Below are 21,025 nucleotides of genomic sequence, written 5' to 3'. Positions count from 1 at the left end.
AGCCGGCCCATGAGTGAAGCCTTTCTGTCCCAGGAAGAAGTCGATGCCCTGCTGGAGGGCGTCACCGGCGAGAGCCAGAAGATCGTCGACGAGGTGCCCGAAGCCGGCGCCATCCGCGACTACGACCTCTCCAGCCAGGAGCGCATCGTCCGCGGCCGCATGCCGACGATGGAGATCGTCAACGAGCGCTTTGCACGCAACCTGCGCGTGGGCCTGTTCAACTTCATCCGCCGCAACCCCGAGATATCGGTAGGCACGGTGTCGGTGCAGCGCTACAGCGCCTTCCTGCGCGAGCTGGCGGTGCCCACCAACTTCAACATCGTCGCCATCCGGCCGCTGCGCGGCAGCGGCCTGATCGTGTGCGAGCCCTCGCTGGTGTTTGGCGTGATCGACACGCTCTACGGCGGCCTGGGCCGCTTCCAGACCCGCATCGAAGGGCGCGATTTCTCTGCCACCGAGCAGCGCGTCATCAACCGCCTGGTCGACGTCATCTGCGACGAATACAAAAAAGCCTGGAAGGGCATCTACCCGATCGAGCTGGAATACCAGCGCTCGGAAATGCAGCCGCAGTTCGCCAACATCGCCACGCCCAGCGAAATCGTCGTCTCCACCGTGTTCCAGCTGGAGATCGGCGACATCACCGGCTCGGTGCACCTGTGCATGCCCTACGCCACGCTGGAGCCGATCCGCGACGTGCTGTTTTCTTCCACCCAGGGCGACTCGATCGAAGTCGACCGGCGCTGGGTCAAGCTGCTGTCACGCGAGATCCAGGCCGCCGAGGTCACCCTGGTGGCCGAGCTGGCCACGGCCGACGCCACGGTCGAGCAACTGCTGGCCATGAAGGTCGGCGATTTCATCGAGCTCGACCGCACCCCGCGCATCGAGGCCAGCATCGGCGGCGTGCCGATGTTCGAGTGCCAGTACGGCACGCACAACAGCAAGTATGCGATCCGCGTGGAGCAATGCCTGCGCGGCAACGACCTGAACTGGATTGGAGATAAGAATGTCCTCTGACAACGGCAAAGAAGGCGATAGCGACGGCAACGGCGGCAGCGACGACCTGTCGGCCTGGGCCGAGGCGCTGGAAGAGCAAAAAGCCGCGCCCTCGCGCGACGAGCTGGAGCAGGGCGGGCCCTTGTTCGGCAACACCGGGCCGGGCTCCACCGCCGCGGCAGACGCTGCGCTCGGCGACATCAACCGCGTGCTCGACATCCCGGTGCAGCTCTCGGTCGAGCTGGGCCGCACCCGGGTGCCGATCAAGTACATCCTGCAGCTCGCCCAGGGCTCGGTGGTGGAACTGGACGCGCTCGCCGGCGAACCCATGGACGTGCTGGTCAACGGCTACCTGATCGCCCAGGGCGAGGTGGTGGTGGTCAATGACAAGTTCGGTATCCGCCTGACCGATGTGGTGACGCCTTCCGAACGCCTGCGCCGCGTAAGCAAAGGCTGACCGACCGTGATGACGCAAGCGCTTCTCTCGATTGTTTTCTTCGTCGTGATCCTGGCCATGGTGCCCTGGGTCCTCAAGTGGCTGCAGCGCCGCACCGGCATGGGCAAGGGCGTCGGGGCCTCGGCCGCCGAAGCCTCGCGCATCGTCTCGGCGCTGGCGGTGGGGCCGCAGCAGCGGGTGCTGACGGTCGAGGTCGGCCCCGCGTCGGCGCGCACCTGGATCGTGCTGGGCGTGACGCCGCAAAGCATCACCACGCTGCACACCGTGCCCGCCCCGCGCGCGGCCGAGGCGCCGGGCCACAAGAGCTTTCAGGCCCAGTTGCCGGAGCACTTCGATGCGTAAAACCCTGCCGCTGCTGCTGGCGTTGCTGGCCGCGCTGCTGGCGCCAGCCGCCTTCGCCCAGAGCGGCGGCGCCGTGCCCAATGGCCAGTTGCCGCTGCTGATCGGCAGCGGCGCCGGCGGCACCAGCTTCTCGGTGCCGATCCAGACCCTGCTGTTCTTCACCGCGCTGTCGTTTCTGCCGGCGGTGCTGCTGATGATGACGTCCTTCACGCGCATCGTCATCGTGCTGTCGCTGCTGCGCCAGGCCATGGGCACGCAGTCGGCACCGCCGAATCAGATCGTCATCGGGCTGTCGCTGTTTTTGTCGCTGTTCGTCATGGGCCCGACGCTGGACCGCGTCTACGCCGAGGCCTACCAGCCCTACAGCGCCAACCAGATCAGCTTCGAGCAGGCGCTGGAGCGCGGTGAATCCCCGATGCGCCAGTTCATGCTCAAGCAGACGCGCCAGTCGGACTTCGCGCTGTTCGCGCGCCTGGCCAAGCTGGAGTCTTCGGTCACCGCAGAAACCGCGCCCTTTCGCGTGCTGGTGCCGGCCTTCGTCACCAGCGAGCTGAAGTCGGCCTTCCAGATCGGCTTCATGATCTTCATCCCCTTTCTGGTGATCGACATCGTCGTCGCCAGCGTGCTGATGTCGCTGGGCATGATGATGCTGTCGCCAGTGCTGGTGGCGCTGCCCTTCAAGCTGATGCTGTTCGTGCTGGCCGATGGCTGGAACCTCCTCATTGGCTCCCTCGCAGCGAGCTTCGCCACCTGACATGAATCCCCAGACCGTTCTCACCGCCGGCCAGGAAGCCCTGCTGCTGATGCTGTCCGTCTCCATGCCCATCCTGGGCACGGTGATGGTGGTCGGGCTGGTGGTCAGCATCTTCCAGGCGATCACCCAGATCAGCGAGGCCACGCTGTCCTTCGTGCCCAAGCTGGTGGCAGCGGTGGTGGTGTTCGTCATCGCCGGCCCGTGGATGCTGGCCACGCTGGTGGACTATCTGCGCCGCACCATCGAGTCGATCCCGACGCTGGTGACCTAGGCAGTCCCATGCTGTCGATCTCCGAAGACCAGATCGCCCTCTGGCTGTCGCCGCTGCTCTGGCCTTTTCTGCGCGTGCTGGCCATGTTCAGCGTGGCGCCGATCTTCTCGCTGCGCTCCATTCCCATGCGCGCCAAGATCGGCCTGGCCTTCGTGGTGTCGCTGGCGGCCCAGGCCAGCCTGGGCGATCAGCCGGTGATCAGCGTCAATTCACCGGCGGCGCTGGGCGCTGTGGTGCAGCAATTGGGCGTGGGCCTGTCGATCGGCTTTGCCGTGCGCCTGGTGTTCACGGCGGTGGAGCTGGCCGGCGAGCTGATCGGGCTGCAGATGGGCCTGAACTTTGCCGCCTTCTTCGACCCCATGAGCAACGGCCAGGTCAGCGCCGTCTCGCGCTTTCTGGGCAACATGGCGGTGCTGCTGTTCATCGTGGTCAACGGCCACCTCACGCTGCTGATGGCGGTGGTGCGCAGCTTCGAGGCCTTTCCGGCCGACGGCAGCTTTCTGGATGTGGTCGCCACCACGCGCCTGCACCTGCTGGGCGCAGAGGTGTTTGCCAGCGCGCTGTGGATCGCGCTGCCCATGATCGGGCTGATGCTGTTCGTCAACCTGACGCTGGGCATCATCTCGCGCGTGGCGCCGCAGATGAACATCTACGCCATCGGCTTTCCCGTGACGCTGACCATGGGCATGGCCGGCATCGCCGCCACGCTGCCCATGCTGGATCAGCCGCTGATGGCGCTGATGCAGAAGGTGATCGACCTGTTCGTGCGCTAGCGCAGCTACAAAATTAGTAGCTGGATGCCGGCGTACCTTCTGAACTTCAGGTAGTTTTATACCTGAAATGCAGGTTGAGAGCCGGTATAAAGCTATTAAAAGTGTAGCTACACCAATCCGTTGCGGATCGCGTAGACCGTCAGCTCGGCGTTGTTGGACAAGCCCAGCTTCTCCAGCACGCGGGTGCGGTAGACGCTCACGGTCTTGGGGCTCAGCGTCAGCTCCTCGGCAATGTCCGACAGGCGCCGGCCCGAGGCGATCTTCAGCAGCGTCTGCAGTTCGCGCTCGGACAGCGCGGCGTGCGGGCTCTCCAGTACCGGCCGCGACACGCTGTCGGCCAGCATCTGCGCCACCTCGGCCGTCAGGTACTTGCGGCCCTGCGCCAGCGTGCGCACTGCCGTCACCAGCTCTTCCGGCTCGCCGGCCTTGTTGACGTAGCCCTGCGCGCCGGCGCGCAGGCAGCGGATCGCGTACTGGTCCTCGGGGTACATCGACACCACCAGCACGCGGATCTCGGGGTGCGTCTCGCGCAGGCTGGCCAGCACCTCCAGGCCGCTGCGCCCGGGCATGCTCAGGTCCAGCAGCAGCACGTCGCAGGCGGTGCTGCGCAGCGCCTCGCGCAGCTCAGAGTAGCCGCCGACCTCGGCCGTGACCGTGATGTCGACCGCATCACACAGCGTGTCGCGCACGCCGCGCCGCACCACCGCGTGGTCGTCGCACAGCATCACGCGGATCATGGCGCGGCCTCTTGCGCCAGCGGCACCGACAGCACCAGCGCCGTGCCGCCGCCGGCCGGCGCACTCACGTCCAGCCAGCCGCCCACCGTCTTGGCGCGCTCGTGCAGGCCGCGCAGGCCAAAGGCCTTGGGCGTGTCCAGCGCCGCCGGCGGCAGGCCACGGCCGTTGTCGGCCACCTCCAGCGTCAGCAGGCCGCCGGTGTCGGACAGATCGATCACCACCTCGGAGCAGTGCGCGTATTTGGTGATATTGGTCAAGGCTTCCTGGGCAGTACGGTAGGCCACCAGCTCGGTCTCCGGCGTCAGGGCCGGCCGGCGCAGCGGCGCATGCATGCGCACCGGAATGCCGGTGCGCCGCTCGAAATTCTCCACCAGCCACTGCAGCGCAGCGGTCAGGCCCTGGTCCAGGATCGGCGGGCGCAGATTCATCATGATGCGCTGGCTCGCGCCAATCGCGTGGCGCAGCATCTCGCCGGCGGCCTGGGCGTGGCCCGCCATCTCTTCGTCCTGCGTGTGCCGGCCGATCCAGGCCAGGTCGAACTTCACCGCCGTCAGCGCGCCGCCGATGTCGTCATGGATCTCGCGTGCGATCGCCGCGCGCTCTTGCTCGATGCTGCTCTGCAGGTGCTCGGTCAGTTCGGCCAGCCGGCGCTCGGAGGCCGCCAGCTCGCGGCTGGCGCGCTGGCGCTCGCGCCGCGCCTGCCGCACCTCGATCGAGCGCGCGATCACGTGCGGCAGCTTGGCCATGTCGTCCTTCAGCAGGTAGTCGCTGATGCCGCGCCGGATCGCATCCACCGCCGCCGGCTCGCCGATGGCGCCCGACAGCAACACGAAGGGCGGCACATCCTGTTGCAGCGCGCAGACCGTTTCCCAGGCATCGACGGCAGTGAAGCCGGGCAGCCGGTAGTCCGCCAGCACCACGTCGAAGCCCCCGCCGGCCAACGCGGTCTGCAAGGTCTCTATGGTTTCTACCCGGGCAATTTCAAACGCAACATTCCCGCGCTGCAAGGCGTGGCGCACCAGTGCGTGGTCTGTCGCCGAATCCTCCAGGTGCAGGATGCGCAAGGGCAGGGCGGGGCTTTCGTCGGACATGGGCGGCAATGATAGGTGGCACCGTGGGCCGCAGTGGTGTGGCGGGGGCTTTCGCCAGGCAGTTACATTCCTGTTGCGAAATTGTGTGAAGTCAGGGGATTTTGTGCCGATATGTAGAGTGAATCTGGCGCGAATGGCCCAGAATAGGTGCCGCAACTCAGTGGTCAGGGGACTGCTCCCGACTGCAGGGATTGGCAGGGACGGAGAAACGATGCAACAGACGCTCGCAAGCCAAAACGGTCCAGCCGTGCAGTTGCCGTTGATGGTGGTGGCCGAGGTCCAGGACTCGCTGCTGGTGGTCATGCACGACCTGCAACGGCTCGAAGGCCTGCTGGACCATGCCTCCGAAAACCTCATGGAGCGCTTCGGCTCGGCCCATGCGGGCCTGGACGGCGCGGCCGCGGCCAGCGGCTTCGGCCAGGCGCTGGACGAGGTGCGCGAGACGCTGCGCCAGGCCGTCACCGAGCTGCAGTTCCAGGACATGGCCTCGCAACTGATTGCCCACACCCGCGGCGTGCTGCAGGGTTGCGCCTTTCGCCTGGCCGCCGAAACCATGGGCCGCGAAGAGGGCGAAGAAGCCACGCCCTTCGCCAAGCCCCAGCCCGAGCCCGAGCGCCCCAATCCCGTGACGCAGGGTGAGATGGACGCTGGTTCCGTCGAGCTCTTCTGAAACCGCCCGTTCTTTCTTTTGCCACGCAACGCTAGCTGGAGCCACCACATGCTGTCGATCCTCGCTGTTGATGATTCGCCCTCCATGCGAAAAATGGTGTCGTTCACCCTGACCGGCGCCGGCTACCACGTGGTCGAGGCGGTGGACGGACAAGACGCCTTCGAAAAAGCCCAGACCGAGAAGGTCGACCTGGTGCTGGCCGACCAGAACATGCCGCGCCTGGACGGCATCGGCCTGACCCGCATGCTGCGCGAGCAGGCCAAGTTCAAGACCACGCCGATCCTGATCCTCACCACCGAATCCAGCGACCAGATGAAGCAGGCCGGCCGCGCCGCAGGCGCCACCGGCTGGCTGGTCAAACCGTTCGACCCGAACCGCCTGATCGAGGTCATCCAGAAGGTCACCCGCTGAAGCGGCGGCCTTCCTTTTTCTGTCCCAGCATGCATACGACGTACATCCCCGGAGCCCGCCATGCCTGAACTTCACCAGGAATCCAGCGGCGGCGGCGCAGATTTCGATCTCAGCCAGTTCTACGAAATCTTCTTCGAGGAGGCCGGCGAGAACCTGGACCAGATGGAGCACATGCTGCTCGACCTGGACCTGCAGCAGGCCGACGACGAAGAGCTGAACGGCATCTTCCGCTGCGCCCATTCCATCAAGGGCGGTGCCGCCACCTTCGGCTTCTCCGACGTGGCCGAGCTGACGCACCAGATGGAGTCGCTGCTCGACCGCCTGCGCCGCCACGAGCTGCAGCCCGTGCCCGCCATGGTCGACGTGCTGCTCGAATCCGCCGACGCCTCGCGCAGCCTGCTGGCACGCCACCAGGCCGGCGGCGAGGGCCAGGCGCTCGACACCTCCGAGCTGGTGCTGCGCATCGCCGCCCTGGCCGCGGGCGAAGTGCCCGCGCCAGCGCCGGCGCCAGCCGTGGTGGTGGCACCGCCGCCGCCCGCACCGGCACCTGTTGCGGCAGCGCCGGCACCGGTCGCCGCCAGCGGCAACCGCGCGCTGGAAATCCGCATCGGCCCGCTGGAGCAACCCGCGCAGGCCGACGCGCTGCGCGAGCTGTTCCGCGACATCCCCGGCCTCGGCACCATAGAGCCGCTGCCCAGCGACCGCGCCGACACCCGCGTGTTTGCGGTGGACACCACTTCCACTGACGATGACCTGCTGGACCTGTTCGTCTTCCACGTCGCCAAGGAGCAGGTGACGATCACGCCGCGCGGCGCTGCCCCAGCTGCGGCTGCGGCCCACGTGTTCGACGACAGCGACGCCGACGCCAGCGAGTCGCCTGAGCTGCACGACCCCGATCTGCTCGAAGCCGCCGCCGCCGCCAAGGCACCGTTCGGCTTCTTCCACGACGCACCGGGCTCGCCCATTGCCTCCTTTGGCCTGTTCCCCGGCTCCCCCGGCGCACCGCACGGCCTGGGCGCAGACGGCCAACCGCACGACGCACAGGCCACCAATGGCGCCGCCGCCGATGTCCAGAGCAGCCCGGCGCGCGCGGTAGCCAAGGCGGCCGCCCCGGCCAGCCCGGCGGCCCAGACGCTGGAGGCCACCACCATCCGCGTCGCGGTCAGCAAGGTCGACCAGCTCATCAACCTGGTCGGCGAACTGGTCATCACCCAGGCCATGCTGGCGCAGAACAGCCAGGGCCTGGATCCGGCGCTGTACCAGCAGTTGCTCAGCGGCCTGTCCGACCTGGACCGCAACACGCGCGACCTGCAGGAATCGGTCATGTCGATCCGCATGATCCCGATGTCCACCGTGTTCAGCCGCTTCCCGCGCATGCTGCGCGACCTGGCGACCAAGCTTGGCAAGAAGGTCGAGCTGGTCACCCAGGGCGAAGCCACCGAGCTGGACAAGGGCCTGGTCGAGAAGATCACCGACCCGCTCACGCACCTGGTGCGCAACAGCTGCGACCACGGCATCGAGCTGCCGGAAACCCGCCTGGCTGGTGGCAAGTCCGAGCACGGCACCATCACGCTGTCGGCCTCGCACCAGGGCGGCTCCATCGTCATCGAGGTGCGCGACGACGGCCGCGGCCTGTCGCGCGAAAAGCTCCTGTCCAAGGCGCGCGAGCGCGGCCTGGACGTGTCCGACCAGATGAGCGACGCCGATGTCTGGGGCCTGATCTTCGCGCCCGGCTTCTCCACTGCCGACCAGGTCACCGATGTGTCGGGCCGCGGCGTTGGCATGGACGTGGTCAAGAAGAACATCACGGCGCTGGGCGGCTCGGTCGAGATCGATTCGGCCGAGGGCTATGGCATGAAGGTCTCGGTGCGGCTGCCGCTGACGCTGGCCATCATGGACGGCATGTCGGTGCGCGTGGCCAGCGAGGTCTACATCCTGCCCTTGTCATCGGTGATCGAGTCCTTCCAGGTGAATGCGGATTCGCTCAACACCATCGCCCAGGGCTCGCAACTGGTCAAGGTGCGCGACGACTACATGCCGGTGGTGGCGCTCGACAAAATCTTCCAGGTGCCGCGCCCGTCCGACGACCCCGAGGGCAACATCATGGTCGTCGTCGAATCCGACGGCAGCCGCGTGTCGCTGCTGGTCGACGAGCTGCTCGGCCAGCACCAGGTGGTGGTGAAGAACCTCGAATCCAACTACCGCAAGGTGCCCAACATCTCGGGCGCGACCATCCTCGGCGATGGCAAGGTGGCGCTGATCCTGGATACCAGCGGGTTAGTCCGGCGCGCCCGGCACTGACCGGCTGCACACGCACACACAGATAGACAGACGCGGCAACGCAATCAAGGAGTATGGACATGAGCGTCATGGGCAAAATCGGCCAGAGCACCGTCACCGGCGCGCGGGAATACCTGACCTTCCGGCTGGACCAGGAGGAATACGGCATTGACATCCTGAAGGTGCAGGAGATCCGCGGCTACGAGCCGCCGACCCGCATCGCCAACGCGCCGGAGTTCATCAAGGGCGTGGTCAACCTGCGCGGCACCATCGTGCCCATCGTCGACATGCGGCTCAAGTTCAACTGCGCCAATGCCGACTACAACAGCTTCACCGTCGTCATCATCCTGAACCTGCGCAACCGCGTGGTCGGCATCGTGGTCGATTCGGTCAGCGATGTGCTGGAGCTGATGCCCGACAACATCAAGGCCGCGCCCGAGATCGAAAGCGTGATCGACAACGGTTGCATCCTGGGCCTGGGCTCGGTGGCCGAGCGCATGCTGATTCTGCTGGACATCGAGAAGCTCATGTCCAGCGTGGACATGGGCCTGGTGGCGCCCGCCGCTGTGGCGGCCTGAGGCTGCTGCCGCCCCGCGCCCACCGGCGCGGGGCACACCTTCACGAATGCGTTCCCGTGTCGACCCTCGCCACCCTCTCGCGCGACAGCGCCCTGGCCACGGCACCCGCGGCAGCGGCGCGTGAATTTGCCTGGACCGAGTCCGACTTTCAGCGGGTGCGCTCGCTGATCTACCAGCGCGCGGGCATCAGCCTGCACGAGGGCAAGCACGCCATGGTCTACAGCCGGCTCTCGCGCCGGCTGCGCGAAACCGGCCACTCCAGCTTCCACGACTACCTGGGTTGGCTGGAGTCGGCCGATGGCTCGGGCGGCACCGAGTGGCAGGAGTTCGTCAACGCGCTCACCACCAACCTCACGGCCTTCTTTCGCGAGCAGCACCACTTCGAGATCCTGGCCAAGCACCTGGCCGCGCGCCCTGGCACGCCCTGGCGCGTGTGGTGCAACGCGGCATCGACCGGTGAGGAGCCGTATTCCATCGTCATGACCGCGCAAGAGGCGCTGGGCGCGCAGGCGAGCTTCAAGCTGATCGCCAGCGACATCGACTCCAAGGTGCTGGCGCAGGCCGAGCGCGGCATCTACCGGCTCGACGCGCTCAAGGGCTTGTCGCCCGAGCGCCAGCAGCGCTTCTTCTTGCGCGGCAAGCAGACCAATGCCGGGCTGGTGCGGGTCAAGCCCGAGCTGCGCCGCCACATCGACTTCCTGAGCGTCAACCTGATCCGCGACGACTGGCCGTTCAAGGAGCCCTTCGACGTGGTGTTCTGCCGCAATGTGATGATCTACTTCGACGCCGCCACCCAGCGCCGCGTGCTGGAGCGCATCCACCGCGTGATGAAGCCTGGCGGCATGCTGTTTGTAGGCCACGCCGAGAACTTCAGCGAATCGCGCGACCTGTTCACGCTGCGCGGAAAGACGGTCTATGAGCGCTGCTGAAGTACTGACGCGGCCGCTGCAGGCCCGCGTGTCTTCGCTCGACCTGCTCAAGTCGCAGGCGCGCCGGCCGAGCGAGGCCACGTTCTTCTACTTCGACCACCACTTCCAGTACAACGCCGTCAAGGTGCTGCCGGGCGAGTACTTCGTGTCGAACCAGGAGCTGGTCATCATGACCGTGCTGGGCTCCTGCATTGCCGCCTGCCTGTGGGACAGCCGCACCGGCCTGGGCGGCATGAACCACTTCATGCTGCCCGAGAGCGATGCGGACGACGCCTCGGCCCGCTACGGCTCCTACGCCATGGAGCTGCTGATCAACGAAATGCTCAAGGCCGGCGCCCGGCGCGAGAGCCTGCAGGCCAAGATCTTTGGCGGCGCGCAGGTGATGGCCGGCTTCACCACCATGAACGTGGGCGAGCGCAATACTGAGTTCGTGAAGGACTACCTGCGCACCGAGCGCATTCCCATCCTGTCCGCCGATGTGCTGGACATCCATCCACGCAAGGTGTGCTTCTTTCCGGTGACCGGCAAGGCCATGGTCAAGCGCCTGGCGCACACCCATCCAGAGTCGCTGCTGTCGCAGGAGCGGCGTGGCAACGCGGCGGTCGTGGTGCAGGCCACGGCGGGGGGCTCGGTTGATTTGTTCTAAGCTCGCCAGGACCTGCAGCCAGACTACAGAACGTGTTTACGATCTGTATGGGGATCGCGTTGGAGTGCAATCGGGATGAGTGGGCGGCCCAGCGCCCGCCGCATGGGCTCGCGCCCATGCAAGCAGATGGGACACTCAATCGCCCGATTTCACTCCAACCCGCAGGGCAAGTGCCTTTGCGGGCGGTCTGCGGCGTTGCGGCGCTTGCCAATAGCGGTGCTATTGGCTGTGCACCGCGCCTTGCATCCCATCCCGCAAAGACACTTGCGCGACCCCATAGAGATCGCAAACACGTTCTTAAAGAAGAGACGAGCATGAAGAAGATCCGCGTTGTCGTGGTGGACGATTCCGCGCTGGTGCGCAGCCTGCTGGCCGAAATCATCAACCGCCAGCCCGACATGGAGTGCATAGGCACGGCCAACGACCCGCTGATCGCCCGCGAGATGATCCGCGAGCGCAACCCCGACGTCATCACGCTCGATGTCGAGATGCCGCGCATGGACGGCATCGACTTCCTCGGCCGGCTGATGCGCCTGCGGCCGATGCCGGTGGTGATGATCTCCACCCTGACCGAGCGCGGCGCCGACGTCACCCTGCGCGCGCTGGAGCTGGGCGCCACCGACTTCGTCGCCAAGCCGCGCGTGGGCGTGGCCAACGGCCTGAACGATCTGGCGGTGCAGATCGTCGAGAAGATCCGCATCGCCGCCAAGGCGCAGATCCGGCGCGCGCCAGCCGCCGCGCCCGCGCAGCCCGCCACGGCCGGCAGCGTGCCCGCCCCGGCGCCCTTGTCTTCCAGCGCGCTGCTGGGCCGGGTCTCGACCGAGAAGCTGATCTTCATCGGCGCCTCCACCGGCGGCACCGAGGCGATCCGGCAGATCCTGGTGCCGTTGCCCGCCGACTGCCCGGGCATCGTCATCACCCAGCACATGCCGCCGGGCTTTACCACCAGCTTTGCCGCGCGCTTGAACACCTTGTGCCGCATCACCGTGAAAGAGGCGGTGCACGGCGAGCGCATCCTGCCCGGCCATGCCTACATCGCGCCGGGCGGCAAGCATTTCAGCGTGGGCCGCAGCGGCGCCAACTATGTTGCCGTGGTGGACGACGCCGAGCCGGTGAACCGCCACAAGCCATCGGTCGAGGTGCTGTTCCGCTCCGCCGCCGCCGTCGCCGGCCGCAATGCCTACGGCATCATGCTGACCGGCATGGGTGCCGACGGCGCCAAAGCCATGCGCGAGATGAAGGACGCCGGCAGCTACAACTACGTGCAGGACGAGGCCAGCTGCATCGTCTTCGGCATGCCGCGCGAAGCCATCGCCCACGGCGCCGCCGACGAGGTCCTGCCGCTGGACCAGATCGCGCCCGCACTCATGGCGCGCCTGCATGCGCCGGATGCGGTGCGCCATCGCATCTGACGCTGCCGCGGAACAGGAAATTTTGTAACTACTCACCCCCGTTCGCCCTGAGCCTGTCGAAGGGCTTGGCGATGGGGGCAGGGCTTCGACAAGCTCAGAAGGTGTGAACGAATATCCGCCCCCGTGCGTTGATAGCGAATGGCCAACGCAAGCAACGCCCCCAAGACATCCGAACAAGCGGCCCTGTTCCACGAAGCGCCCGCAGATGGCGCCGTAGTTGCAACGCCACGGCCAGCAAAGCCGGCGCACACAGCAGGCACGCCACGCCTGCTGCACGCCGATCGCCAGCAGATCGAGCTACGCCCCTGCGACCTCGATGCCCTTGTCGCCGCAGACCATCCCGCGCGCAGCGTCTGGGCTTTTGTGCAGGCGCTGGACCTCGCGCCGCTCTACGCCCAGGTCAAGTCGGTGCAAGGCTCGGCCGGCGCACCCGCCATCGATCCGGCCATCCTCATGGCGCTGTGGCTGTGGGCCACCGTCGAGGGCGTGGGCTCGGCCCGCGAGATCGACCGGCTGTGCGAGCGCGACGACATCTACCGCTGGCTCTGCGGTGGCGTCGGGGTCAACTACCACACGCTGGCGAGCTTTCGCACAGCCAACACCGAATGGCTCGATGCGCAACTCACCCGCAGCATCGCCGCGCTCATGGAGCGCAAGCTGGTCACGCTCGACGTAGTCGCCCAGGACGGCCTGCGCGTTCGCGCCCACGCCAAGGCCTCGAGCTTCCGGCGCAAGGAGCGCCTGGGCGAGCTGCATGCCTTGGCGCTCGCCCAGGTCAACGCCCTCAAGAGCGAACTCGAGGCCGATGCGGGCGCCAGCACGCGGCGCAAGGCCGCCGCGCGCGAACGCGCCGCACGGGAGCGCGAGGAGCGCCTGGCCCGGGCACTGCAGACCTTCGGCGAGATCGAGCGGGGCGCACTCGACAAGATCAAGAACAAGGCCAGTGCGCGTGCCAGGCGAGGCAAGTCTGGCCAGGCCCCAGTAGGTGATAGCCCCGCCGGGGATGCTCCCAGCGCCCTGCCCGAACCCGACGCCCCACCTGCCGAGCCACGCCCCGCCAGCGGCGAGGCGCAGCCGAAGTCCAGCGCAGGCGCGCCCAAGCGGGTCAGCACCACGGATGCAGACGCCCGGGTGATGAAGATGGCCGACGGAGGATTCCGTCCGGCCTACAACGCGCAGGTGCTGGTGGACGAGGCCACGCAGTTGATCGCCGGTATCGCGGTGGTCTGCGCGGGCAGCGATATGCATGAGATGGCGCCCATGCATCGCCAGATCGAGCAGCGCTACGGCCGCACGCCCACGCACTGGCTGGCCGATGGTGGCTACCCCCAGTACGACGCACTCGAGGAACTCAGCCGTCGCGGCACGCAGCCGGTGGTGCCGCCCTCGCGCAGCCGCAAACCTGGCTTCGATCCGCTCAGCCCCAAGGCCAGTGACTCACCGTTGATTGCGCAGTGGCGCGCGTTCATGGCCAGTGACGAGGGCCAGAAGCTCTACAGGCGCCGCGCCGCAAGTATCGAATGCGCCAATGCGCAGCTCAGGCGACGGGGCTTGTACCGCCTGAATGTGTGCGGCAAGTTGAAGGCACGCGCGGTGCTGCTGTGGCACGCGCTGGCGCATAACTTGATGCGCATGCGCTCGCTGGGGTTTGCGCTCGGGGGGTGAACTGAGCGCGCTTGCGGGCTCGCCCTGCAGCCTCCACAAGGCCCCAAGACTGCGGCTGGGCGCTCTGGGACCTCCGAGAGGCCAGGAGCTCGCCGCAGCCCCGTTCAATTGGCCACCGCGGCCTTCAAGCCGCCTGTTGGCGCATGGGAGTTGATTTTTTCACGCCTTCTCAGCCCGAGCGGTGTGGGGGCTGAGCAGTTACGAAATTTTAAAGAAAAGTGGCTGAAATGCAGGCGGGGCGCCGGCATGTAGCTATCTATTTTGTAGTAAATGCCGCCGGCACCTGCGTGCGCAGATGCTCCACCACCAGGTCATGCAGCGTCTGCGCCGCCACCGACAGCGGCGCGTCGCGCCGCCGCAGCACATACACCCGGCGCTTCAGGCCTGGCACCTTGAGCGGGCGCGTGGCCAGCGTTGCGCGCTCGAAGTGAAACAGCGTGAGCGTGGGCACCACGCTGATGCCCAGGCCGGCTTCCACCATGCCGGCGACGGTGGCCAGGTGCTCCACCTCCAGCACCGTGTTCATCTGCAGCGGGTGCAGGGCAGCGTCCAGCGCCTGCCGCACGCTGCTGTTGCGCGCCAGGTGCACAAAAGGGTAGTCGGCCAGTTTGCGCAGCGTGGGCGCGCTGCTGAGTTGCGCCAGTGGATGGTCGTGCGCGCAGACCAGGTGAAAGCCGTCCTCGCACAGCACTTGCGCCTGCAGTGCGCGCGCCGCCGGGCCGGCGCCGCTGGAGGCCAGCGCAAAGTCCGCGCGGCCGCTTTGCACCTGCTCGATACAGGCGTCTGATAGCGCATCGGTCAGCCGCAACTCAATGCCGGGCCAGGCCTCGTGAAAGCGGCGAAAGATGCCCGGCAGCCAGCCTGCCGCCAGCGAGGGCAGGGCGGCCACATGCACCCGGCCCTTGCGGCGCTGGGCATGGTCGTGCAGATCGCCCACGGCCGCGCTCAGGTCGGCCAGCCAATGGCGCGCCGCGGGCTCGAACACCGCGCCCTCCGGTGTCAGTTGCACGCTGCGCGTGCCACGGTCGAACAGGCGCGCGCCCAGGCTTTCTTCCAGTGCCCGTATCAGCGCGCTGAAGGCCGGCTGCGACAGGTGGCAGGCCTGCGCGGCGCGGGTGAAATGGCGCAGCTCGGCCAGCACCACAAAGGCGCGCAGTTGGCGGGTGGAGAGGGCCGGCAGGTTCTCGGTCATTGATTTGCCATTCAGATCAATTGATCCAGACTTTCGATTTTACGGATCATGGGGCTGGGCCTACAGTCGCGCCACTTTCACTGCTTCGCCCATGACGCCTTCTTCTGCTCCCTTGCTGATCGGCTGTGCCGCCGGCTTCTCTGGCGACCGCGTGGACGCGGCCGGGCCGGTGGTCGACACGCTGATCGCGCGCCTGGCCGCGCTGAACAACCCGCGCGCCTCGGCCTTCCTGATCTTCGAGACCCTGGCCGAGCGCACGCTGGCCCTGGCCCAACTGCGTCGCCGCGCCGATCCGGCGCTGGGCTACGAGCCGCTGCTGGACGCCATGCTGCGCCCGGTGCTGGCGCGCTGCCTGGCGCACGGCATCCGCATCGTCAGCAACTTTGGCGCGGCCAACCCGCCGGCCGCGGCGCGCCACATCGCGCGCATGGCGGCCGAGCTGGGCCTGCCGGCACCGCGCATTGCCATCGTCCATGGCGACGATGTGTCGGGCGATGCCCATCGCGCGCTGCTGCGCGACGGCTTGGGCGCGCAGCTCGACGGCCTGCGCATCGTCAGCGCCAACGCCTATGTCGGCGCCGAGCCGATCGCCGCCGCACTGGCCGCCGGCGCCCAGATCGTGGTGGCCGGCCGCGTGGCCGACCCATCGCTGGCCGTGGGCCCCGCGCTCGCGCACTTTGGCTGGGCCCACGACGACTGGGACCGGCTGGCGCGCGCCACCATGGCTGGCCATCTGCTTGAGTGCGGCGCCCAGGTCTGCGGCGGCTACTTTGCCGATCCGGGCTACAAGGATGTGCCGGGCCTGCACGCGGTCGGCTTTCCCATCGCGGAGATCGACGCCGACGGCGGCTGCACCATCGGCAAGGCCGACGGCACCGGCGGCCTGGTCTCCACCGCCACCGTCACCGAGCAGTTGCTGTACGAGGTGCACGACCCTGCCGCCTATCTCACGCCAGACGTCACCGCTGACATCAGCGGCGCCACGGTCAAGTCCGTCGGCCCGGACCGGGTGCGCCTGCAGGGCGTGCGCGGCCACGCCCGCCCGGCCACGCTCAAGGTCAACGTCTGCCACGAAGGCGGCTGGCTTGCCGAGGGCGAGATCTCCTACGCCGGCCCCGGCGCCGAAGCGCGTGCGCGGCTGGCGGCACAGGTGCTGCAGCAGCGCTTGCCCGCGCTGGACTTGCGCATCGACCTGATCGGCGTGCTCAGCATCCTGGGCGACGACGCCGGCCGCTTGCTCGGCGCCACCGCCGCGGGCGACGCACGCGACGTGCGCCTGCGCATCGCCGCCATCCACGCCGACCGTGCCCAGGCCGAATGCCTGGGCCGCGAGGTGATGGCGCTCTACACCTGCGGCCCGGCGGGCGGCGGCGGCGTGCGCAGCACGCTCACGCCACGCCTGGCCACGCTGTCATGCCTGGTGCCGCGCAGCGCGGTGGCTACCGGCTTCACCTTGTTGCCTGAAGGAGATGCCGTATGACGCAGGCCACCGCATTGACCGTGCCGTTGCGCCGCGCCGCACACGGCCGCACCGGCGACAAGGGCGACCGCTCCAACATCAGCCTGATCGCCTGGCACCCGGAGCTGTACTCGTTGCTGCTTGCGCAGATCACGCCCGAGGCCGTGGCCCGCCATTTCGCTCACCGCCAGCCGCAGGCCGTGCAGCGCTATCTGCTGCCGCAATTGCAGGCGATGAACTTTGTGCTCGACGGTGTGCTGGACGGCGGCGTGAACGATGCGCGCAACCTCGACACGCACGGCAAGTCGCTGTCTTTTCATTTGCTCGACATGCGCCTGCAAGTGCCGGCTGCGCTGGCGTCCAGGCTGGCCGGGCCGCACGAAGCCTGACCTCAAGACCTCGTATGAACTGTCACCTCAACCACACCCATGATCCGGCGCGCCGCAGTTGGGTGGAGTCCGCCAACGCCCCGGACCATGATTTCCCGGTGCAGAACCTGCCATGGGGCGTGTTCTCGACACCGGCCAGAGGCCCGCGCGTCGGTGTTGCCATCGGCGATCAGGTGTTTGACATTGCAGAGGCAAACCAGGCAGGCTTCTTCACCGGCTTGGCCAAAGTGGCGGCCGATGCCGCCATGGGGCGCTCACTCAATCCCCTGATGGCGCTCGGTCTGCCAGCCGCGTCGGCGTTGCGGGGGCAACTGTTCGACCTGTTGGCAAGCGGCGATGGCTCTGCGGTCGCCAACGTCAGGGAGCTTGCGCAGCAACTGCTGGTCCCGCAAGCCGAGGTGAGCATGCAATTGCCTGCGGTGATCGGTGGGTTCACGGATTTCCTGACCTCCATCGACCACCTTTCACGTGCCAGGCGAAGTACCCATCCGGATAACCCGGTCCCAGAGGCCTTCTTTCACTTGCCGCTGGCCTACAACAGCCGTGCCAGCTCGGTGCGGGCCAGCGGGCACGACGTGCGTCGGCCCAACGGCCAATCCAAGGCCCCGGACGGCAGCATGTATTTCGGCCCGACAAAAGCGCTGGACTTCGAGCTGGAGCTTGGTGCCTTCATCGGGCCCGGAAACGCGCTGGGCAGCCCGGTGCCTGTGCAGGCGGCCCGGGGGCAGCTATTTGGCTACTGCCTGCTCAATGACTGGTCGGCGCGCGATATCCAGCGCTGGGAAACAACGCCGCTCGGCCCGTTTTTGGGCAAGAGCTTTTGCTCGGTCGTCTCGCCCTGGGTGGTGTTTGCGGAAGCGCTTGCACCTTTCCGCACGCCCGCGCGCTTGCGCGCTGCTGGCGAGCCAGCGCCGCTGCCTTACCTCAACGACGGCGAAGACGCATCGAGCGGCGGCATGGATCTGCAGTTGGACGCGTGGCTGACGAGCGAGAGCATGCGTTCCCGTGGCCTGGCGCCGATCCGGGTCACGCACAGCAACTTCAAGCACATGTACTGGACCTTTGCGCAAATGGTCGCGCACCACACGTCCAATGGCTGCGATCTGCGCCCGGGAGATCTGATCGGCAGCGGAACCGTGTCGGGCCCTGGCGGAGAAAGCCGCGGATGCCTGGCGGAATTCCATGAACCCCTGCTTCTTCCGGACGGAAGCCGGCGCCAGTGGCTGCTGGACGGCGATGAGCTGGTCTTCAGCGCTCATGCCCGCAAGCCGGGCCATGTATCCATCGGGTTCGGCGAATGCCGCTCCATGGTGTTGCCCGCTTCGCCGTGGCCCATGGCGGGCTAGGGCTGCCATCCATCGCCTTGCAAATCAATAACTATCAGGAGACAAAAAATGAAGTTGGCGGTGATTTTTCTTGCACTCTGCGCGGGCGTGGGCCAGGCGGGAGCGCAGAGCTATCCGGCGCAGCAGCCGATTCAGATGATCGTGCCTTTTGCCGCAGGTGGCGCGGTGGACAGCATGGCGCGCGTTTTCTCAAGGTCGATGGCGACGCAGCTCGGTGCGCAGGTGGTCGTCATCAACAAGGACGGCGCTGGTGGGACTATCGGCTTCTGGCAGGTGGCCAGGGCCACGCCTAACGGATACACCCTGGCCTTTGGGCCCTCCACGCCGGTCACCAGCGGTTCGATTTTGCTCAGGGGGCCGAGGTACGACGCACTGACGCCGGTGTGCCAGACGCATGAGAACGTGATGACCTTGGTTGTCAGCGCAGATTCGCCCATCAAGTCAATCCAGCAACTGATGCAAATGGCCAAGGCCGAACCAGGCAAGCTGGCCTACGGGACTGCCGGGCAAGGGACCGTCCCGCACCTTTCTGCTGAACACTTCGCAAAAGCCGCAGGCCTGAAGTTCAACCCCATTACCTACCGTGGGGACAGCCCCATGCTGGTCGATCTGATGGGCGGGGCACTGCAGTTCGGTGTGTCCTCTGCCGCGGCGGCAGCGGCCAACAACAAACTGCGCGTGCTGGCCGTTTTTGCCGAGCAGCGGCAGTCGCGCTATCCGGATGCCCCCACCTTCAAGGAGCTTGGCATTTCCTCCTTGGCCCCTGGCCTGAATGGGCTTTGGGCGCCGAAGGGAACTTCCCCGGAAACGCTGCACCTGCTGACCAAGGCTTGCGCGGCCACGGTGCAGTCCGAAGACTTCCGTGATGCAGCCAGAACGCAGTCGCAGAACCCGGCCTACCTGGATGGCCCGCAGTACTTGCAGCGTGTTGCGGACGATTTCCTGGTGCTGGAAAAGACGATCCAGTCGCTCAATCTCAAAGCCGAATGAACCCGTGTTTGCCCCGGGAGACAACGTGAACCACTCTTCTTCCACCATCCGTCGCGTCGTCACGGGCCATGACGCCGAAGGCCGGTCCTGTATCGCAGAAGACGGCCCGGCCCGCAACGTGCGCACGCTGGCATCACGGCCTGGGTTCCAGGCCGTCAACCTGTGGTGCACGACGTCCTCTCCGGCTTCCATCGATGCCGAGGACGGACTAGACGCATTGCAGGGAATCGCCCCTCCGCCGCGTGGCAGCGTGCTGCGCATCATCGATCTGCCGCCAGAGTCGAAAGACCCCGAGGAGACGCGCCAGCGAATCCAGGCCACGTTCGGCAGTGTGTTCCGCGATGCGCATCGCGATGACGCCGGCACGCAGAAGCACCCCGGCATGCACTGTACAGAGTCGGTGGACTACGCGCTGGTCCTGCAGGGCGAAGTGTTTGCGGTCCTGGATACGCAGGAAACACTTCTTCGCGCGGGGGATGTCCTTATCCAGCGCGGCACCCAGCATGCCTGGGCGAACCGCTCGGACACCGTGGCACGCCTCGCCTTCGTATTGATCGACGCGGGCTGATCGCCGCAGTGCCCTGCCAGCTTTGGTGAGGGCTATTCCCGGGACCGCCGCAAACGTCAGTCCCCCCTTGTTTTTTCCACAACTATCGAGAGACAAAAGCATGAAACTTGTTCGCACACTGGCTACGGCAACGGTCGCTATTGGGCTGTTGCAGACCTGGGCCCAGGCCCAGACCTTCCCCGCCAAGTCCATCACCTTCGTCGTGCCCTTTGCCGCAGGCAGCGCCACCGACCAGATCGCGCGCGCCATTGGCCAGGCCGTGTCCGCTGAAAGCGGCCAGTCCGTGGTGGTCGACAACAAGGCCGGCGCCAGCGGCTTCATCGCCTCGCAAAGCGTGGCGCGCGCGCCGGCCGACGGCTACACCGTGCTGATCACCACCAACACCACACACGCTGCCAATGAGCACCTGTACAAGAAGCTGCCCTACGACCCGGTGAAGGACTTCAGCCCCATCACCGGCCTGGGCAAGGGCGGCCAGATCATGGTGGTGAACCCGGCATTGCCAGCCAAGACCGTGGGCGAATTCATCGCCCTGGCCAAGAAGGAACCGGGCAAGCTCAGCTTTGGCAGCGGCAGTTCTTCCAGCCGCATGGCGGGCGAGCTGCTGCAGCAGATGGCCGGCATCCAGTTGCTGCACGTGCCGTACAAGAGCAACCCGTTGGCCGTTACTGACCTGCTGGGCAACCAGATCCAGATGATGATCACCGACACGGCCACCGGCTTGCCCCAGGTCAAGGCCGGCAAGCTGCGCGCGCTGGGCATGTCCAGCGCCAAACGCTCGCCGCTCGCGCCCGATGTGCCGACCATCGCCGAAGCCGGCGTGCCGGGCTACGAAATGGGCTACTGGTTCGCCGCCTATGCACCCGCGCATACGCCGCCGGCGGTAGTCAAGCGCCTGAACGAACTGCTGGTAAAGGCCGCGCACAGCGACAGCGCCCGTACCGCCTTTTATGAATCCTCTGGCACCGAGGTGTTCACCACCACGCCGGATGAGCTGGCCAAGTTCCAGACCGCCGAATCGCAGAAGTGGGGCCGCATCGTGAAGGGCGCGGGCATCGAAGCCGAGTAAGCG

23 protein-coding genes are annotated in these 21,025 nt (G+C 66.9%); 20 read left to right on the top strand and 3 right to left on the bottom strand.

The annotated features are described in order from the left end of the window. Window positions 1–9: 9 nt before the first annotated feature. From fliM to fliR, 6 genes are read left to right on the top strand one after another with little or no spacing between them, the layout of a single operon-like run. Window positions 10–1,014 carry a flagellar motor switch protein FliM gene (fliM, locus tag AAFF27_24090; protein XAH23030.1) on the top strand — a complete coding sequence of 335 codons (1,005 nt, stop codon included), beginning with the start codon at window positions 10–12 and terminating at the stop codon, window positions 1,012–1,014. Continuing rightward, complete coding sequence (gene fliN / locus AAFF27_24085; protein ID XAH23029.1) at window positions 1,004–1,450, top strand: flagellar motor switch protein FliN; 447 nt, start codon at window positions 1,004–1,006, stop codon at window positions 1,448–1,450. Before fliM ends, fliN begins: the two co-directional genes overlap by 11 nt. Window positions 1,451–1,459: 9 nt before the next feature. Next, window positions 1,460–1,792, top strand: a complete 333-nt coding sequence (locus AAFF27_24080) for a flagellar biosynthetic protein FliO (protein XAH23028.1) — start codon at window positions 1,460–1,462, stop codon at window positions 1,790–1,792. Further along, the gene (gene fliP, locus AAFF27_24075) at window positions 1,785–2,546 is read left to right on the top strand and encodes a flagellar type III secretion system pore protein FliP (protein XAH23027.1); all 762 of its coding nucleotides are present in this window, start codon (window positions 1,785–1,787) and stop codon (window positions 2,544–2,546) included. Before AAFF27_24080 ends, fliP begins: the two co-directional genes overlap by 8 nt. A gap of 1 nt (window position 2,547) precedes the next feature. Then, window positions 2,548–2,817: a flagellar biosynthesis protein FliQ gene (fliQ, locus tag AAFF27_24070; GenBank protein XAH23026.1), complete on the top strand. Its 270-nt coding sequence runs from the start codon at window positions 2,548–2,550 to the stop codon at window positions 2,815–2,817. Between the two features lie 8 nt (window positions 2,818–2,825). After that, on the top strand, window positions 2,826–3,590 hold the full coding sequence (gene fliR, locus AAFF27_24065) for a flagellar biosynthetic protein FliR (GenBank protein XAH23025.1): 765 nt from the start codon (window positions 2,826–2,828) through the stop codon (window positions 3,588–3,590). 107 nt (window positions 3,591–3,697) lie between these two features. Here fliR and AAFF27_24060 read toward each other — a convergent pair whose 3' ends face one another. After that, window positions 3,698–4,327: a response regulator transcription factor gene (locus tag AAFF27_24060; protein ID XAH23024.1), complete on the bottom strand. Its 630-nt coding sequence runs from the start codon at window positions 4,325–4,327 to the stop codon at window positions 3,698–3,700. Next, a complete protein-coding gene (locus AAFF27_24055) occupies window positions 4,324–5,418 on the bottom strand; it encodes a histidine kinase (GenBank protein ID XAH23023.1) in 1,095 nt (364 codons plus the stop codon). The genes AAFF27_24060 and AAFF27_24055 overlap by 4 nt, the downstream gene beginning before the upstream one ends. Window positions 5,419–5,629: 211 nt before the next feature. On the opposite strand from AAFF27_24055, the gene AAFF27_24050 reads away from it, so the two are divergent. The 8 genes from AAFF27_24050 to AAFF27_24015 all read left to right on the top strand — a co-directional run bounded on the left by AAFF27_24050 (window position 5,630) and on the right by AAFF27_24015 (window position 14,009). Then, window positions 5,630–6,088: a hypothetical protein gene (locus AAFF27_24050; GenBank protein ID XAH23022.1), complete on the top strand. Its 459-nt coding sequence runs from the start codon at window positions 5,630–5,632 to the stop codon at window positions 6,086–6,088. 48 nt (window positions 6,089–6,136) lie between these two features. After that, window positions 6,137–6,499, top strand: a complete 363-nt coding sequence (locus AAFF27_24045; GenBank protein XAH23021.1) for a response regulator — start codon at window positions 6,137–6,139, stop codon at window positions 6,497–6,499. A gap of 60 nt (window positions 6,500–6,559) precedes the next feature. Further along, window positions 6,560–8,800, top strand: coding sequence for a chemotaxis protein CheW (locus tag AAFF27_24040; protein ID XAH23020.1), 2,241 nt, complete (start codon window positions 6,560–6,562; stop codon window positions 8,798–8,800). A 59-nt stretch (window positions 8,801–8,859) separates the two neighbouring features. Then, window positions 8,860–9,357, top strand: coding sequence for a chemotaxis protein CheW (locus AAFF27_24035; protein XAH23019.1), 498 nt, complete (start codon window positions 8,860–8,862; stop codon window positions 9,355–9,357). A 92-nt stretch (window positions 9,358–9,449) separates the two neighbouring features. Next, complete coding sequence (locus AAFF27_24030; protein ID XAH26316.1) at window positions 9,450–10,286, top strand: CheR family methyltransferase; 837 nt, start codon at window positions 9,450–9,452, stop codon at window positions 10,284–10,286. Next, window positions 10,273–10,932, top strand: coding sequence for a chemoreceptor glutamine deamidase CheD (cheD, locus tag AAFF27_24025; GenBank protein ID XAH23018.1), 660 nt, complete (start codon window positions 10,273–10,275; stop codon window positions 10,930–10,932). The genes AAFF27_24030 and cheD overlap by 14 nt, the downstream gene beginning before the upstream one ends. Before the next feature lie 314 nt (window positions 10,933–11,246). Then, window positions 11,247–12,344, top strand: a complete 1,098-nt coding sequence (locus tag AAFF27_24020; GenBank protein ID XAH23017.1) for a chemotaxis response regulator protein-glutamate methylesterase — start codon at window positions 11,247–11,249, stop codon at window positions 12,342–12,344. 267 nt (window positions 12,345–12,611) lie between these two features. Beyond that, on the top strand, window positions 12,612–14,009 hold the full coding sequence (locus AAFF27_24015; GenBank protein XAH26315.1) for an IS1182 family transposase: 1,398 nt from the start codon (window positions 12,612–12,614) through the stop codon (window positions 14,007–14,009). Between the two features lie 256 nt (window positions 14,010–14,265). Here the strand turns inward: AAFF27_24015 and AAFF27_24010 are convergent, their stop codons facing one another. Continuing rightward, entirely contained in the window at window positions 14,266–15,201 is a 936-nt protein-coding gene (locus AAFF27_24010) for a LysR family transcriptional regulator (GenBank protein ID XAH23016.1), read from the bottom strand. Between the two features lie 91 nt (window positions 15,202–15,292). Between AAFF27_24010 and AAFF27_24005 the strand changes: the two genes are divergently transcribed. The 6 genes from AAFF27_24005 (at window position 15,293) to AAFF27_23980 (ending at window position 21,022) form a co-directional block, all read left to right on the top strand. Beyond that, window positions 15,293–16,681, top strand: a complete 1,389-nt coding sequence (locus tag AAFF27_24005; GenBank protein XAH23015.1) for an acyclic terpene utilization AtuA family protein — start codon at window positions 15,293–15,295, stop codon at window positions 16,679–16,681. Further along, on the top strand, window positions 16,678–17,049 hold the full coding sequence (locus AAFF27_24000; GenBank protein ID XAH23014.1) for a hypothetical protein: 372 nt from the start codon (window positions 16,678–16,680) through the stop codon (window positions 17,047–17,049). The genes AAFF27_24005 and AAFF27_24000 overlap by 4 nt, the downstream gene beginning before the upstream one ends. A gap of 62 nt (window positions 17,050–17,111) precedes the next feature. Beyond that, window positions 17,112–18,395: a fumarylacetoacetase gene (gene fahA, locus AAFF27_23995; protein ID XAH23013.1), complete on the top strand. Its 1,284-nt coding sequence runs from the start codon at window positions 17,112–17,114 to the stop codon at window positions 18,393–18,395. A 48-nt stretch (window positions 18,396–18,443) separates the two neighbouring features. Next, a complete protein-coding gene (locus AAFF27_23990) occupies window positions 18,444–19,385 on the top strand; it encodes a tripartite tricarboxylate transporter substrate binding protein (protein XAH23012.1) in 942 nt (313 codons plus the stop codon). Window positions 19,386–19,410: 25 nt separating this feature from the next. After that, on the top strand, window positions 19,411–19,953 hold the full coding sequence (locus AAFF27_23985) for a cupin domain-containing protein (protein XAH23011.1): 543 nt from the start codon (window positions 19,411–19,413) through the stop codon (window positions 19,951–19,953). Window positions 19,954–20,053: 100 nt separating this feature from the next. After that, window positions 20,054–21,022 (top strand): tripartite tricarboxylate transporter substrate binding protein, encoded by a 969-nt coding sequence (locus AAFF27_23980; protein XAH23010.1) that lies wholly within the window; start codon window positions 20,054–20,056, stop codon window positions 21,020–21,022. The last annotated feature ends 3 nt before the right edge of the window (window positions 21,023–21,025 follow it).

It is taken from the genome of Xylophilus sp. GW821-FHT01B05 (assembly GCA_038961845.1).
Classification (GTDB): domain Bacteria; phylum Pseudomonadota; class Gammaproteobacteria; order Burkholderiales; family Burkholderiaceae_C; genus Xylophilus.
The sequence above is the reverse complement of the archived record's forward strand: the minus strand, read 5'-3'. Positions and strand labels throughout refer to the sequence as shown.

Bases quoted from the DNA above. Each gene is read 5' to 3' on its own strand.
- fliN (XAH23029.1), top strand. From the start codon at position 1,004: ATGTCCTCTGACAACGGCAAAGAAGGCGATAGCGACGGCAACGGCGGC.
- AAFF27_24005 (XAH23015.1), top strand. From the start codon at position 15,293: ATGACGCCTTCTTCTGCTCCCTTGCTGATCGGCTGTGCCGCCGGCTTC.
- AAFF27_24050 (XAH23022.1), top strand. From the start codon at position 5,630: ATGCAACAGACGCTCGCAAGCCAAAACGGTCCAGCCGTGCAGTTGCCG.
- fliP (XAH23027.1), top strand. From the start codon at position 1,785: ATGCGTAAAACCCTGCCGCTGCTGCTGGCGTTGCTGGCCGCGCTGCTG.
- AAFF27_24020 (XAH23017.1), top strand. From the start codon at position 11,247: ATGAAGAAGATCCGCGTTGTCGTGGTGGACGATTCCGCGCTGGTGCGC.
- fliQ (XAH23026.1), top strand. From the start codon at position 2,548: ATGAATCCCCAGACCGTTCTCACCGCCGGCCAGGAAGCCCTGCTGCTG.
- cheD (XAH23018.1), top strand. From the start codon at position 10,273: ATGAGCGCTGCTGAAGTACTGACGCGGCCGCTGCAGGCCCGCGTGTCT.
- AAFF27_24040 (XAH23020.1), top strand. From the start codon at position 6,560: ATGCCTGAACTTCACCAGGAATCCAGCGGCGGCGGCGCAGATTTCGAT.
- AAFF27_24045 (XAH23021.1), top strand. From the start codon at position 6,137: ATGCTGTCGATCCTCGCTGTTGATGATTCGCCCTCCATGCGAAAAATG.
- AAFF27_23980 (XAH23010.1), top strand. From the start codon at position 20,054: ATGAAACTTGTTCGCACACTGGCTACGGCAACGGTCGCTATTGGGCTG.
- AAFF27_24000 (XAH23014.1), top strand. From the start codon at position 16,678: ATGACGCAGGCCACCGCATTGACCGTGCCGTTGCGCCGCGCCGCACAC.
- AAFF27_24080 (XAH23028.1), top strand. From the start codon at position 1,460: ATGACGCAAGCGCTTCTCTCGATTGTTTTCTTCGTCGTGATCCTGGCC.
- AAFF27_24055 (XAH23023.1), bottom strand. From the start codon at position 5,418: ATGTCCGACGAAAGCCCCGCCCTGCCCTTGCGCATCCTGCACCTGGAG.
- fliR (XAH23025.1), top strand. From the start codon at position 2,826: ATGCTGTCGATCTCCGAAGACCAGATCGCCCTCTGGCTGTCGCCGCTG.
- fliM (XAH23030.1), top strand. From the start codon at position 10: ATGAGTGAAGCCTTTCTGTCCCAGGAAGAAGTCGATGCCCTGCTGGAG.
- AAFF27_24035 (XAH23019.1), top strand. From the start codon at position 8,860: ATGAGCGTCATGGGCAAAATCGGCCAGAGCACCGTCACCGGCGCGCGG.
- AAFF27_24060 (XAH23024.1), bottom strand. From the start codon at position 4,327: ATGATCCGCGTGATGCTGTGCGACGACCACGCGGTGGTGCGGCGCGGC.
- AAFF27_23990 (XAH23012.1), top strand. From the start codon at position 18,444: ATGAAGTTGGCGGTGATTTTTCTTGCACTCTGCGCGGGCGTGGGCCAG.
- AAFF27_24010 (XAH23016.1), bottom strand. From the start codon at position 15,201: ATGACCGAGAACCTGCCGGCCCTCTCCACCCGCCAACTGCGCGCCTTT.